The organism is Candidatus Venteria ishoeyi (genome assembly GCF_030378065.1).
Classification (GTDB): domain Bacteria; phylum Pseudomonadota; class Gammaproteobacteria; order Beggiatoales; family Beggiatoaceae; genus Venteria; species Venteria ishoeyi.
In genome coordinates this window covers 24,984-39,173 of record NZ_JAUCGJ010000044.1, presented here as the reverse complement: position 1 = coordinate 39,173, position 14,190 = coordinate 24,984, and the positions used below count along the sequence as shown (strand labels likewise).

General features: G+C 43.0%; 11 protein-coding genes. 9 read left to right on the top strand and 2 right to left on the bottom strand.

All coding sequences use genetic code 11. From position 1 onward, the window contains the following. Positions 1–544 precede the first annotated feature (544 nt). Both nosP and QUF61_RS13995 read left to right on the top strand, forming a co-directional pair. Complete coding sequence (gene nosP / locus QUF61_RS14000; RefSeq protein ID WP_289682256.1) at positions 545–1,696, top strand: nitric oxide-sensing protein NosP; 1,152 nt, start codon at positions 545–547, stop codon at positions 1,694–1,696. After that, the gene (locus QUF61_RS13995; RefSeq protein ID WP_103918850.1) at positions 1,696–2,658 is read left to right on the top strand and encodes a sensor histidine kinase; all 963 of its coding nucleotides are present in this window, start codon (positions 1,696–1,698) and stop codon (positions 2,656–2,658) included. The genes nosP and QUF61_RS13995 overlap by 1 nt, the downstream gene beginning before the upstream one ends. A 228-nt stretch (positions 2,659–2,886) precedes the next feature. On the opposite strand, the gene rsgA is transcribed toward QUF61_RS13995, so the two are convergent. Continuing rightward, on the bottom strand, positions 2,887–3,957 hold the full coding sequence (gene rsgA, locus QUF61_RS13990) for a ribosome small subunit-dependent GTPase A (RefSeq protein ID WP_289682254.1): 1,071 nt from the start codon (positions 3,955–3,957) through the stop codon (positions 2,887–2,889). A gap of 317 nt (positions 3,958–4,274) precedes the next feature. Beyond that, positions 4,275–5,612 (bottom strand): N-6 DNA methylase, encoded by a 1,338-nt coding sequence (locus QUF61_RS13985; RefSeq protein WP_289682252.1) that lies wholly within the window; start codon positions 5,610–5,612, stop codon positions 4,275–4,277. An 81-nt stretch (positions 5,613–5,693) separates the two neighbouring features. Between QUF61_RS13985 and QUF61_RS13980 the strand changes: the two genes are divergently transcribed. The 7 genes from QUF61_RS13980 to gspL all read left to right on the top strand — a co-directional run bounded on the left by QUF61_RS13980 (position 5,694) and on the right by gspL (position 14,186). Beyond that, on the top strand, positions 5,694–6,161 hold the full coding sequence (locus QUF61_RS13980) for a CBS domain-containing protein (protein WP_289682250.1): 468 nt from the start codon (positions 5,694–5,696) through the stop codon (positions 6,159–6,161). A 9-nt stretch (positions 6,162–6,170) separates the two neighbouring features. Beyond that, positions 6,171–7,598, top strand: coding sequence for a UDP-N-acetylmuramate--L-alanine ligase (gene murC / locus QUF61_RS13975; protein ID WP_103918846.1), 1,428 nt, complete (start codon positions 6,171–6,173; stop codon positions 7,596–7,598). 42 nt (positions 7,599–7,640) lie between these two features. Then, a complete protein-coding gene (locus QUF61_RS13970) occupies positions 7,641–9,152 on the top strand; it encodes a leucyl aminopeptidase (RefSeq protein WP_289682248.1) in 1,512 nt (503 codons plus the stop codon). Between the two features lie 150 nt (positions 9,153–9,302). Then, positions 9,303–9,578 (top strand): helix-turn-helix domain-containing protein, encoded by a 276-nt coding sequence (locus tag QUF61_RS13965; protein ID WP_289682245.1) that lies wholly within the window; start codon positions 9,303–9,305, stop codon positions 9,576–9,578. Positions 9,579–9,876: 298 nt separating this feature from the next. Further along, positions 9,877–11,679 (top strand): DUF262 domain-containing protein, encoded by a 1,803-nt coding sequence (locus QUF61_RS13960; protein ID WP_289682244.1) that lies wholly within the window; start codon positions 9,877–9,879, stop codon positions 11,677–11,679. A gap of 369 nt (positions 11,680–12,048) precedes the next feature. After that, entirely contained in the window at positions 12,049–12,978 is a 930-nt protein-coding gene (gene gspK, locus QUF61_RS13955) for a type II secretion system minor pseudopilin GspK (RefSeq protein ID WP_289682242.1), read from the top strand. After that, positions 12,975–14,186, top strand: coding sequence for a type II secretion system protein GspL (gene gspL / locus QUF61_RS13950; RefSeq protein WP_289682241.1), 1,212 nt, complete (start codon positions 12,975–12,977; stop codon positions 14,184–14,186). Before gspK ends, gspL begins: the two co-directional genes overlap by 4 nt. Positions 14,187–14,190 lie beyond the last annotated feature (4 nt).

Sequence of the window (14,190 nt, the reverse complement as noted above, 5' to 3'; positions counted from 1 at the left end):
AGGTCATGCTGTTATACGAATAAAGATAGCTGACGAGTCGAAATAATAGAAGTGTTATAAAAATGGAAAATAAAGTCTATTGTAAAGAATGTGCTTTTTATAAGCAGGGTGATAAGGCCAGCCTGCAAAGCTGTGAGTATTCGGATAATGTGTATATTGATATTATGAATGATACTTCCCCTATAAAAAGAGGGGGGAAATCTTTTTATATCAAGCGATATAAAGCATTGCCTGAAATAATAAATCATAATAATATCTGTAAAAATTACAATTATTCACTATTGCATAGAATTATCAGTATTATTAAGTTTACAGTGAAAACGATAGTGATAACTACGGTTTTATACAGTGCTTATACAATTTATACTAATTGACTGTATTATGTAGTTTGTAATATAGGCCCAACAAGGTTGCCAATTCGTAAGGCGGATAAGCGATAGCACCATCCACCATTTTGATGCCCTATGTGACGCATAATACTATCGCTTATGCGTCCTACCGCGCTAAGTCTGACAGCCTCCCAGGGATAATTAAATTATAAATTATGAATAAAAAACCAAACTGGAAGCAAGCATACTCTCAACAGAGCACTGCTGAAGCTGCTGTTATAGAAATTTATCAAAGTTTAAATCAAACAAATGCTGCTATTATTATTTTTTATTGTAGTCCAGACTATGACAGAAATCAGTTAGCGCAAGCCTTCCAGCACTATTTTACTGATATTCCTGTCATTGGTTGCACAACGGCTGGGGAGATCAGTCACTCAGGTTATACTGAAGCCTCCCTGGTGGCGATCAGTTTATGCCAAGAACATTTTTATGTTAATTGTTTACTGCTTGAGTCATTACAACAATTTAATATGGCTAAAACTTCAGGTATCTGTGAAAAATTTCAGCATAAATTTATTCAAAATAGCAGCAAATTTGATGCCGATCACTATTTTGGCTTTTTATTAATCGACGGCTTAAGTAAAAAAGAAGAAGTGGTTGTCAGCACCTTATATGAAGCCCTTGGAGGCATTCCCTTATTCGGTGGTTCAAGTGCAGATGGGCTGAATTTTCAAAATACCCATATTTACTATCAAGGTAAATTTCATACAGACTGTGCTTTATTGACTTTAGTCGAAGCCCAATATCCTGTAAAAGTGTTTAAGACCGAGCATTTTCATGCAACAGACAAACAGGTTGTAGTAACAGAAGCCGATGCGACACAGCGTATTGTCTATGAGTTCAATGGCGCACCTGCTGCACAAGAATATGCGCGTTTATTGGATATTCCCGTTGCGCAACTGAATCCCTCTATTTATGCCATATCGCCTCTGGTCGTTAAAGTCGCCGGGCAATATCATGTCCGCTCAATTTTAACCCGCAATCCAGAAGATGACAGTTTATCTTTTTACTGCGCTATTGATGCTGGTGTCGTCCTGAGAATAGCTGAGTGTGGTGATATTATGAATAACCTGCATCACACCTTAGATCGCCTCAGTGCAGAAATAGGAGAGCTGGATCTGGTTTTAGCCTGTGATTGTATTTTAAGGCGTTTGGAAATAGATAGAAAAAAATTATACCCGGAAATGAATAAGCTGGCTAAACAATACCATATTTTTGGTTTTAATACCTATGGAGAACAATTTAATGCCTTACATATTAACCAGACTTTTACCGGGGTCGCTATTACTCAAGAAGGAAAGGTTTGATGTCTCATCACAATAAAGATAAATATATACAAAACCTGGAAACAAGACTGCAACAGTTAGAAAAAACAAATCAGGTTTTAATCAAACAAGTGGAGCACACAACAGATAAACAAGGCAATGCTTTCTCTATGTTCCAACAGGCATTAAATTTTGAAAAGCAATCTTTAGAAAGTAAACAGAAACATCAAGAAGTTCAAAGAGAAAAGGTTGCAGCAGAAGCAGCAAGCACGGCAAAAAGCTGCTTTCTTGCCAATATGAGCCATGAATTAAGAACACCAATGAATGCAATTATTGGTTATACTGATATGCTGCATGAAGAAGCACAAGAAATAAATTCAGATTGGGCAGATGATTTAGATAAAATTCGTATTTCTGCCAATCAATTACTCAGTTTAATTAATGATGTTCTTGATTTTTCTAAAATTGAATCAGGAAAAGTACAGGTTTATGCAGAAAAAATTGATATCAAAGATATTATTAATGAGCTGAATATTACTATTCATACCTTGATAAAAAAACAAAATAATACCCTATCTATTAAATACGATCCTGGTATCTCTCTATGGTATACAGACTTAACAAAACTGCGTCAAATCCTGTTAAATTTACTTAGTAATGCCTGCAAATTCACTAAAAATGGAAAAATTATTATAAAAATAAAACAAATACAGCAAGCCAATAAACCCTACTTAGTTTTTGATGTAATTGATAATGGCATTGGCATTAATGAAGAACAACAGGAAAAATTATTTCAACCCTTTATTCAAGCAGATAGCTCAACAACCCGCAACTATGGTGGAACAGGGTTAGGCTTAGCATTATCAAAGCAATTAGCTGAAATATTACAAGGTGAAATTAAACTGTATAGCGAGATAGGGCAGGGAAGTTGCTTTAGTTTATATTTGCCTCATTATCACCATAAAAAAAATCCAGATAGCAGTTCATTTACTGAAAATTATTAAATTTAAAATCCTTGATAGTCGAGTTTTATCGGTAAGGAGTGAGGATGAAATAAGTGCAGGAACTGGGCACAGGATTTTTCTCCATTTTCTGCGTTGTGAAAACAGGCGCATAGCAAGCTATGTAACTGTTTTCACAACGCAGAAAATGGAGAAAAAGACCAGCCAGGTTGCTGAAGTTATAAAATTCTCACTCCTAAGCATTCGTGACTTATCCCCCTGCATTAGCCTCTATTCTCTGGATTTAAATTTCCTGACAGTTTTTAGCGTATTTTTATAAAATCGCCCCAATGCCCTGTCGTTAGAACGCCGTTCGGCAAGAGATTCGTTGTTACGTGTTTGTTCTGACAATAACGTGTGGTAGTTGTCGAGGCGGCGCTGCTCCAGTCTGCCTGCTTTAATCTCCTCAATAATCGCACAACCCGGTTCTGTCGTATGCTGGCAATTCTTAAATCGACATTTTTTTGCCAGAATATCAATATCTGCAAAAGTGGCTTTAATGCCTTCTTCACTATCGACTATTTGCAATTCCCTCATGCCTGGAGTATCCAGTAGCAGCCCACCACCTGGTAAATCATGCAGACTTCGAGATGTCGTTGTATGCCGACCTTTACTGTCATTTTCACGAATCGCGGCTGTCGTCTGCTCCTGGCTCCCTTTTAGACCGTTAATGAGTGTTGATTTGCCAACGCCAGATGAACCGAGTAATGCTACGGTTTGCCCAGGCTTAATCCAGTTTTTCAATATACTGAGGGTTGAGGCATCAGTGGCATTCACCAGCTCAACAGGCAACTCAGGGTGGCTGTGTGATACGGCTTCTAAATAGGGTATCGTATCTGCACACAGATCAACTTTTGTTAACACGACGACACAGTGAATACTGGACTCAGCCGCAATTGATAAATAGCGCTCTATTCTGTTGATGCTAAATTCAGCATTGCATGAAGTTACGATGAACAGCGTATCTATATTGGCTGCGATAAGTTGAATAGATGATTCTCTTCCTGCACTTCTCCGTTTTATAAGTGATTTGCGCTCAAGGATATGAAGAGGTTGAAAATCCAGCTTAAGCAATATCCAGTCTCCAATTGTCGGATGTTCTTCAGGTGGTTTATCGCGCCAATAATAGGTTGATAAGTGGAGATGCTTTTGCTGATAGTCTCTATCTAAACCAATGCAGTCAATGAGGTTGCGTTGTACGGAAACAACACGAAATGGAAGTTGTGATTCAAGTGATGCCAGATCTAATTGAGACTGAAAATAATGCGTCCAGCCCAAGTCAAAAAGATTGTGAATTTGCATGGTTGTTATCCCAAAAAAAATGCATAACAAAGCAACAGGTGCCAAATATTGACACGCTGAATATTGGGATTCTTATGAACCCCGGCATACAGGCCGGGTAATTACAGGAGTGCTGAGCGTGGGCGTTCGTGGTAGGAACTATTTATATCGCAACTAACTCTGATTACTGGCCTGTAAATAACGGATAACAATCATGCAAACGCCTCCTGCTGGAATTGATTAAATATTGTTCAAGTATAGCACTGTCGCACGGTGATAAATATTAAATTAATTTTGGAATTGTCAGTGACTTTGCTATTCTCAAACAGCTTCCTGACTCACTCCCATTTCAAAAAATCTGCCAGTTGCTGCAAATCATCCAGCGTATCTTCCAACGCCTGCCATGCAGCAGGGTGATTTTCACAGTTTTTTTGCACAGGCAAGGCAGGGTAATCCATCTGCGCATGTGTCCAACTGAAATCCCAATCCTGAGCTTTTTCCCATTGCGCAGGGGACAAACGCGACCAGCGTGGATGTAAATCGGCTTTCTCCTGCTGTTGATACAAGCTGATAAACAGACTCATCCAACAAGGCAGCAGTTGATTGAGATTATTGGCGTTTAAGGCAGAGGTTTGACTGCGTAAATCAAATACTGCCAAGGCTTGCGCTGATACGGGTGTTTCTGATACTTTGCTTAAAAAAAGGACGCTCAATGCCCTGTCACGACCATATAACACGTCTTGCGGTAAATATAACAGTGTCTGCCACTGCCCCGATGTCAGCAGTTGCTGGCGCTGATTTTGGGTAACTGACGCGGCAAGCCAGTCATCATTAATCATCAGCGCAGCACGACCGCCGGGTTGCAGACTATCCAGCACAGTATCCAGGTATTGCTGACTGACTTCCGGCGTAAACGGGGATAAATCCGTGCACATTACATTCACCATTGCCGGTGTTTGCTGGAGTATATCGGGTTTCAGGCCGTGCAAGAGGAGGTTAGCCCGTGCTAATCGCTGTTGTTGTTTATGCGCCACCCAGCCGGATAACTGCGCTGCCTGCAAATACCTGCCTTGTCTGCCAGCACGTTGTTGTTCATCTTCCAGCACAGTTTGACTGTATTCCCAGGCGGCGACCAGAAAACCCGCGCCAGCGGCTGCCGGATCGTGGATGCACTCTCCCGGTTGGGGCTGTAACAAGGCCACAATACTATTGATTAAAGCGCGTGGTGGCAGGCTGTGTTGTTGCGCCGTGTCAAAACATAAGGGGGCGTGCGCAACAAAACTTTCGATAATCGCTTCCCATAAGGTGCCAGCCTGGATGCCTGAAACCAGGCCAACATCGTTTTCCAAATCTTCAAGCCAGGATAATACAGGTGGCAACCATTGTTCTGGCGTTAAGCGGTGCTCACTTGGATGCTCGGATTTGACATATAAACCTGCCATCGCGCCTGTACTCTGCGTCAGTGGTAAAATCTGCTGTTCATACATCTGCATCTGCAAATCTGGCGGTGAGTTACGCAGTGCCAGCCAATGCTGACGGTGCTTGGGGTACAAACATAATAATAATAAATTTAAAAAATCATTAAATAGTGCTTGTTGCAACCGGGCATCATTTGGCAGCGTCTGCCAGAAAGTCAGCAGCTTTGAGATTTTTTGTAGAATATCAGGTCTCATCATCGTGGTTTGCGCAATCAGCAACTCCGGTTATATTGGGGTACAATGATTGAAATATTTCACAGCTTACAAGGGAGAAGCACATTGATTAGTATCCGTGAACTCATGAGTACCCAATTATACACCGTTAATGAACATGCAACGGTGCATGATGCACACCAGATTATGCGTGAACATAAAATCCGCCATGTTCCCGTGGTTAATGAGCATCAGGTTTTTGTCGGTTTGTTAACCCAGCACGATCTGCTGACTGCGGCAGTTTCCAGTTTTGCCGATGTTACAGACTCAGAGCGGGAAGAGTTGGAATCAGGCATTCCGGTTGCTGAAATCATGGTGCGGGATATTATTGTCGCCAATGAAGAAACCAACCTCATGGAAGCTGCCCGCTTTATGGTTGAAACCAAACATGGTTGCCTGCCAGTGGTGGACATTGATAATACCTTACTGGGTATTTTGACTGAAGAAGATTTTGTGCAACTGGCGATCAAGTTATTGGAAAAGCTGGAAAATATAGAAGCACAGTCTGCAACCCCCATTCAACCCATTTTATAATCCGGCATTATGAATCAAGCATTTATTTTTAACCGGGATAATCACGCCCGGCGTCTGCATTTTATCGGCATCGGTGGTGTCGGCATGAGTGGCATTGCCGAGGTGATGTTTCACTTGGGCTATACCGTGTCCGGCTCGGATATGCAGGAAAGCAGCATGACTTTGCGCCTGCGTGATTTGGGCTTAAAGGTTGCCATTGGTCATCGCGCCGAGCAGGTACAGGATTGTGATGCCGTGGTGGTGTCCAGTGCTGTCAATGAAGCCAACCCGGAGGTGATTGCCGCCCGCGCGTTGCGCATTCCTGTGGTGCGCCGCGCCGAAATGCTGGCAGAGCTGATGCGTTTTCGTCATGGCATTGCCGTTGCTGGTACGCATGGCAAAACCACCACCACCAGCTTATGCGCCAGCGTACTGGCGGAAGGTGGCCTGGAGCCGACTTTTGTCATCGGTGGCAAACTCAACAGCGCCGGTACCAACGCCGCTTTGGGCAGCGGACAGTATCTGGTGGCGGAAGCCGATGAAAGCGATGCTTCGTTTTTGCATCTCAGTCCGATTATCAGCATTGTCACCAATATTGATGCCGATCACCTGGAAACTTACGGCGGTAGCTTTGAGCGTTTACAGGAAACTTTTGTACAGTTTTTACAGCAACTGCCGTTTTATGGTCTGGCGGTATTATGCATTGATGATCCCATTGTCTACAAAATGTTGCCACAGTTGAGTAAACCGGTGCTCACCTATGGTTTACATCCTGCTGCGGATATTCGTGCCACAGAGGTGAAACACAATGGCCCGCGCACCCATTTTAAGGTCAGCAACCCGGAGCAGAAAAATACACTGGAAATCACCTTAAACATGCCGGGTCTGCACAATGTGCGTAATGCCCTGGCAGCCATTGCCGTAGCCTGGCAGTTAAAAGTGGAAGAAAGCGCAATTGTTCACGCGCTGGAAAAATTTGAAGGCATAGGGCGGCGCTTTCAGGTGCTGGGTGATGTGGCAATTGCTGATGGCAAAGTCTTGCTGGTGGATGATTACGGACACCACCCCCAGGAAATGCAGGCCACGATTGAAGCGGTGCAGGCAAGCTGGCCCGACAAGCGTCTGGTAGTGGCATTTCAACCACATCGTTATACCCGTACCCGCGATTTGTTTGCGGAATTTGTCGAGGTCTTATCCAAATTGGAAAACCTGGCCTTGCTGGATGTGTATCCCGCAGGCGAGCCACCAATCGTTGGCGCTGACGGTACCAGCTTATACCGCGCCCTTTGCGCCAGTCGTCCCCAGGCAAAACAGTGTCAGGCGCTGTTTGTCGAACATCCCACCCGACTTAATGAGGCCTTGTGCAGTTTATTGCAGCCAGGGGATGTGTTATTAACCCTGGGCGCGGGGAATATTGGTGCGTTGGCGGCAGCCTTGCCTGAGCATGGAATTATATAAAATTGAGACAAGATTTAGAACTATAGTTATTAAGAGGATTTTATGGAATACAGTATTACCAGTGGGCACCCGGAAAAACAACGTTCTGCCTGCGTGATTGTGGGGGTGTATGAATCCCGGCGTTTATCTGAGGCCGCCAAACAACTCGACGATGCCAGCGATAAATATTTATCAAGTATTTTACACCGTGGTGATTTGGAAGGTAAATTAGGGCAAACCTTATTATTGCACAATGTACCCGGCACCCTGGCGGATCGGGTGTTACTGGTTGGCTGTGGTCGCAAGCAGGAATTGGGTGAGCGCCAGTATAAAACCATGATTCAGAAAATGGTGCTGGCCCTGAAAGAAATGGGTGGCACCGAGGTGGTTTGTTATTTGTCGGAACTGCTACCTAAAGGCCGCGATGTTTACTGGGCGGTGCGTATCGCAATTGAAACCAGCAGTTACCATTTATATCAATTTACCTCATTAAAAACACTGCAACAGACCAAACGCCACCCATTGCGGAAAATCACATTTTGCGTTTCCTTGCGTAAAGACCTGGATAACGCCGAACAGGCCGCTATTGATGGGCGGGCGATTGTGAATGGCACCAATCTGGCGCGCAATCTGGCAAATGCTCCACCAAATATTTGCACACCGACTTATATGGCGGAACAATCCAAAGCCCTGTGTAAACTGTATCAGAATATACGCTGTGACGTTCTGGAAGAAGCGGCAATGGAAGAACTGGGCATGAACGCTTTTTTAGCGGTGTCTAAAGGCAGTCGCGAACCGGCAAAATTGATTGTATTGCATTATCAGGGGGCGGATGAAAGTGTCGCCCCCGTGGCTTTAGTGGGTAAGGGCGTGACCTTTGATGCGGGCGGGATTTCAATCAAACCCGGCCCGAAAATGGATGAAATGAAATATGACATGTGCGGTGCTGCGGGAGTGCTGGGCGCTTTAGCCGCTGTTGCCGAACTGCAATTGCCACTGAATCTGGTGGTATTACTGGCCTGCACTGAAAACCTGCCCGATGGCAACGCCACCCGCCCCGGTGATATTTTAACCACCCTGTCCGGGCAGACTATAGAAATTTTGAATACTGATGCCGAAGGGCGTATGGTGCTGTGCGATACGCTGACTTATTGTGAACGTTATAAACCAGCCGCAGTGATTGATGTGGCAACTTTGACCGGCGCTTGTATCGTTGGTCTGGGGCATCATCCTCATGGTTTATTCAGTAATCATAAAGCCCTGGCACATAAGCTGTTACATGCAGGAGAAGCCAGCCATGATCGCGCCTGGGAACTGCCCTTATGGGATGAATATCATGAACAACTGGCCAGCCCTTTTGCAGATATGACTAATGTGGGTGGCAAACCCGCTGGCGCAATTACCGCCGCTTGTTTCCTGTCGCGTTTTGCCAAAAAATTCCATTGGGCACATGTTGATATTGCCGGTACTGCCTGGGTGTCTGGCAATCCGAAAAAGAAAGGCGCAACGGGCAGACCGGTACCGATGCTGGTGCAGTATTTGTTGGATCGTTGCAAAACCATGATATCAAGTTAACAAATATGTTAACATTTTTATATGAGAGAAATCTGCTTTTATCGCACTGAATCTGGATATTGTCCCATTGAGGTATTTTTAGATTCTTTAAAAAGAAATCAAAATTGCTGAGCGTCGAAAGCAGGATTACCTCAGCAGGAGGCAGGCAGAATGAGTGATCTTAAAAAATATATTAGTCATAGAAAAGAGGCTGATAAAGCGTTTGAGCATGGCTTTGAGGAAGGTTATCAAGCCTTTAAAATTGGTGCTTTACTCAAACAGGCCAGAGAGGCATCGGGTTTAACACAAGAAGAAATTGCTGAAAAACTTCATACCAAGAAGTCTGCAATTTCACGTATTGAAAACCATGCTGAAGACATCAGATTGTCAACATTAGAAAAGTTTGCCTCTGTATTAGGTCGAAAACTTGAAGTGTCGATACGATAAGTACGTTAATACATACTTTAAACAGAGACATCAAAGACACGGTAAACGGTATTGAACCCCCATCCCAACCAGCAACGCGGTGTTGCCCTGCTCACTGCATTGCTGATTACCTCGCTACCAAGCTCTGCTTGTAGCGTTTGCCCAAGAAACACTCCTTCGCGTTAACTTGGCAAGCAGAGCTTGCAGTGCAGGTATTCCCAAGTAAAACTTGGGAACAATAGTAAAATAAGATAATGGGTTGTATTTATTTAAAGAACAAAAAAATTATTAAACCTAATTCATTTTATGGAGAGACTACATGCCTGCAATTAGCAGCACTTTTGATTCACAAGAACCCTTTTTAAGTGAATTACTTCGAGATATTGAGAGCGGTAAAATCCAATTACCTGATTTCCAACGTCCTTGGGTATGGGATGACGTTCACATTCGAGCTTTACTTGCCAGTGTGTCCTTATCCTATCCAATTGGGGCAGCGATGTTGATGCAAACGGGTGGAGATGGGGCACGATTTTATCCACGTTTAATTGAGGGGGTTGAATTAGAGAAACCACCAGAGCCAGAGCGCTTAGTATTAGATGGTCAACAGCGTTTAACTTCATTATATGGAGCTTTATTCTGTCAGAATTCTGTTTCTACACGAGACGAAAAACAAAAAAAATTGGACCGTTTGTATTACTTTGATTTACAAAAATGTCTTGACCCAGATGCAGACCGCCTTGAAGCCATTATCAGTATTCCAGCAGATCGAATAATTCGTGCAGATTTTGGACGTAAAGTAAAATTAGATATCAGTAGCCAAGAAAAGGAATATGAAGCGGGATTAGTGCCTGCTAATATTTTATTAGGTACGGAATTTCCTACTTGGCGTTTAGGATATATGCAGCATTTTCAGATGGATGTAAAGAAAATTAATTGGATTACTCGATTTGAACAAGAAGTTTGGATGCGCTTACAGCAATTCAAAGTACCTGTGATTCAATTGCTGCGCAATACACCCAAGGAAGCTGTTTGCCAAGTGTTCGAGCATGTTAATACAGGTGGAGTGGCATTGACCGTATTTGAATTAATGACAGCTACCTTTGCCGCCGATGATTTCCAATTACGTGAAGATTGGGATTCCAGAAAAGAATGCTTACATCAACATGATATATTGCAAGATGTAGGAGGAACAGAGTTTCTCCAAGCAGTGACTTTACTGTCTAGCTACAAGCGTTATCATGCAGGTGGTAGTGCAGTCAGTGTTAAACGTAAAGATGTATTGAACCTTAAACTGGATGAATATAAAAAATATGCAAAGCTAATAGAAGCAGGTTTTATTAATGCAGCACGTTTATTGAACTTAGAAAAAATCTTTAATAAGCCAAATTTACCTTATGGAACGCAGTTTGTTCCATTAGCCGCTGTTTGTGCTTATATTGGTAAAAACTTTGAGAAAAATACAGTACGCAATAAATTAAAAAAATGGTACTGGTGCGGTGTCTTAGGAGAAATGTATGGTGGTGCAAATGAAAGCCGCTATGCTCAAGATATTCAAGATTTAATTGCTTGGATTGATGGACAATCCAACAATGAACCACGGACTATTCGAGACGCGACCTTTAGTCCTTTACGTTTGCTTAGCTTACAAAGTCGTCAAAGTGCAGCCTATAAAGGTTTAATGGCACTTATGATTCAACAAGGTAGTCATGATTTTGCTAGCGGTGATCCCATTGCGCATACCAACGGTTTTAATCTTCCCGTTGATATTCACCATATTTTTCCACGGGCTTGGGCGCAAGAACAAGATATAGAGCGCTATTACTGGAACAGTATTGTTAATAAAGCACCGCTAACAAGTCGGACTAATCGTATTTTATCTGGACATGCGCCTAGTATTTATTTAGAACGCATTTTTAAACGAAATGCGGTGAGTGAAGAAGACTTAGAGGAAATTTTAGCAACCCACTTTATTGAGCCTGAAAATCTTTATGAAGATAATTTTGATGATTTTTTGCTTAATCGAGCAAGTGAATTATTAGATGTTATTGAAATAGTAATGGGCAAACCCGTTTCGGGACGTGATTCTGAAGAAGTTCAGGAAGAGTTTGGTGGCGTTTTATAAGACTATATTACTCTAAGTAACTCCCCATTCACTATATCAAAATAGTAAAAGCTTAATTTAATTTTTAATTAAAAATCAATGGCTTAATAAAAAAATAAAGTTTAAGCACTTATTTATCATAAGGTTATCACTTCATTTATATCGTAAATTTTAGGTATAAAAGCAGTAATACCATTTGAGAAATACCCATATAAAGCAAGGTGTTTTTCATATGTTTTACTAAAATGTGGCATACGATCTAATAACAAAATAGCTTCATAAGCACATAAAATATACAAGTCTATAATTCATTGATATATAAATATATTTTAATGCTATTACCCTAATTATGCCCATCTACTTACTTGACAATAAGACTGGTAAATTTTATTGAAAATACACCCAAACCAGCAACGCGGTGTTGCCCTGCTCACTGCATTGCTGATCGTGACGCTGGCAACGATGATTGCGGTCAGCATTTTATCGCGCAACCATCTGGAAATTCGCCGTACCAGTAATATCCTCAGCCGCAACCAGGCTTGGTTATACGCGCTGGGCGCGGAAAGCTGGGCGGTGTCGATTTTACAACGCGATAAAAACGCTTATGATTACATGGGTGAGACCTGGGCTTTTCAATTGCCGCAAACGCCGGTACCCGGTGGAGAATTAGGCGGCACCCTGGAGGATTTGCAGGGGCGCTTTAACCTGAATAACCTGCAAACCATTAATAAAAAGGTCAATGAAAAAAGCCTGAAACATTTTCAGCGTTTATTAAAGTTTCTGGACTTACCCACATCCATTGCTGATGAGGTCATTGACTGGATCGATACTGACAGTTATAACCGCCCCAGCGGTGCGGAAGATTTGGAATACCTGCTACAAAATCCCCCTTATCGCAGTGCCAATCAGTTGTTTCACAGTCCCAGTGAACTGCGCCTGCTGGCTTCGGTGGATGATGCCGTATATCAAACGCTGCTGCCACATATCACGGCATTGCCAGAAATCACCAGCATTAATGTGAATACCACAACACTGCCGGTATTAAACAGCCTGATTCCAGAATTAAGCGAAGATGAAGTCAAGAAACTACTGCTTGTTGGCAAACAAAAAGGATTTAAAACCATGGGGCAATTACGCCAGCGTCCGGAACTCAAAGAGCTGGAATTTGACCAGACACAGCTTGGCGTGATCAGTCATTATTTTTTACTTAAGGCTCATGCGCGCATGAATAGCGTGGATATTCACTTAAACAGTGTCATCAGGCGGCATAAACAACAAGGTATGCATGTGCTGCTGCACAGTCAGGGAGGTTTCTGGTGAATTTTAGCGCACTGCTGCGTTTAACGGAGCAACCGGTTTGCACGGCCTGGATAAACGGGGAAATCAATGAAGGCTCTTTGGAAAAACTGCCACCTTTTCGCGGCTCCTTGGTGGTCTTGCTGCCAACAACAGAAATTTTGCTCAGCAGCGTCAAGTTGCCGATTAAGCAAACCCAGCGCATTCGCCAGGCTGTACCTTATGCCCTGGAAGAAAATCTGGCAGACGATGTTGAAAATCTGCATTTTGCCTTAGGCCAGCGCGATAAAGCGGGCAACCAGGCCGTTGCCGTCATATCTCACCACTTTATGCAAAGCATTTTACAACGTTTAAAAAATGCCAGTTTACAGGTACACAGCCTGCTGCCTGATGTGCTGGCTGTGCCTTACCCCTCAAACGGCTGGGGTATTTTATATCTGGGCGGACTGGCGCTGGTACGCACGGGAGCGCACAGCGGCTTTGCCATTGAACAGGCGCAGCTTCCTGAATGGTGCCAGCTTGCCCTGAACGATAAAAGCCTGACTAAACCTGAAACTATTGATTTGTACAGCCACGACAGTGGTACAGAATTATTACAGGGACTGGCCACACAAGGTATTGAGATTCACCTGCAACAACAGGAACAAGGCGCAATCGCATTGTTGGCGGAAACCCTAAAAAAACCACCAAAAGCTGCCTCTTTGCCATTGAACCTTATACAAACGCCTTATCAGCAGCGTGACCTGTTGCAGGCTTTATGGAAACCCTGGCGACTCACCGCAGGTTTATTAGTACTGTGGCTGGCGCTCTGGCTGGGTCTGGCGTGGCAGGAAAATCAGCAACTGCAACAGCAAAAAATCAGCTTAAAACAACAAATCAACGCCTTATATCGTGAGACTTTCCCTAAAGCACGGAAAATTGTAAATCCTAAAGTCCAGATGGAACGCGCCTTAAATCAATTAAAACAACAAAACCGCAAAGGGAAACAAGATGAAGGTTTATTACAACTGCTACTGAGCAGCCATATTGCCTTACTGCAAACACCCAAGTTTTATTTAAAAAAACTGGATTATCAGAAAAATACCCTGCATCTGGATTTTGAACTGGCCAGCCTGCAAGACCTGGAAAGCCTGAAACAAAAACTGAAAAATGCCGGTTTACAAGTCAGCACCCAAAGTGCCAGCAGTCAGGATCATAAAGCCAAGGTACGCTTAAAAATTCAGAAAAAATAAAAAG

Bases quoted from the DNA above. Each gene is read 5' to 3' on its own strand.
- nosP (WP_289682256.1), top strand. From the start codon at position 545: ATGAATAAAAAACCAAACTGGAAGCAAGCATACTCTCAACAGAGCACT.
- QUF61_RS13995 (WP_103918850.1), top strand. From the start codon at position 1,696: ATGTCTCATCACAATAAAGATAAATATATACAAAACCTGGAAACAAGA.
- rsgA (WP_289682254.1), bottom strand. From the start codon at position 3,957: ATGCAAATTCACAATCTTTTTGACTTGGGCTGGACGCATTATTTTCAG.
- QUF61_RS13985 (WP_289682252.1), bottom strand. From the start codon at position 5,612: ATGATGAGACCTGATATTCTACAAAAAATCTCAAAGCTGCTGACTTTC.
- murC (WP_103918846.1), top strand. From the start codon at position 6,171: ATGAATCAAGCATTTATTTTTAACCGGGATAATCACGCCCGGCGTCTG.
- QUF61_RS13970 (WP_289682248.1), top strand. From the start codon at position 7,641: ATGGAATACAGTATTACCAGTGGGCACCCGGAAAAACAACGTTCTGCC.
- QUF61_RS13965 (WP_289682245.1), top strand. From the start codon at position 9,303: ATGAGTGATCTTAAAAAATATATTAGTCATAGAAAAGAGGCTGATAAA.
- QUF61_RS13960 (WP_289682244.1), top strand. From the start codon at position 9,877: ATGCCTGCAATTAGCAGCACTTTTGATTCACAAGAACCCTTTTTAAGT.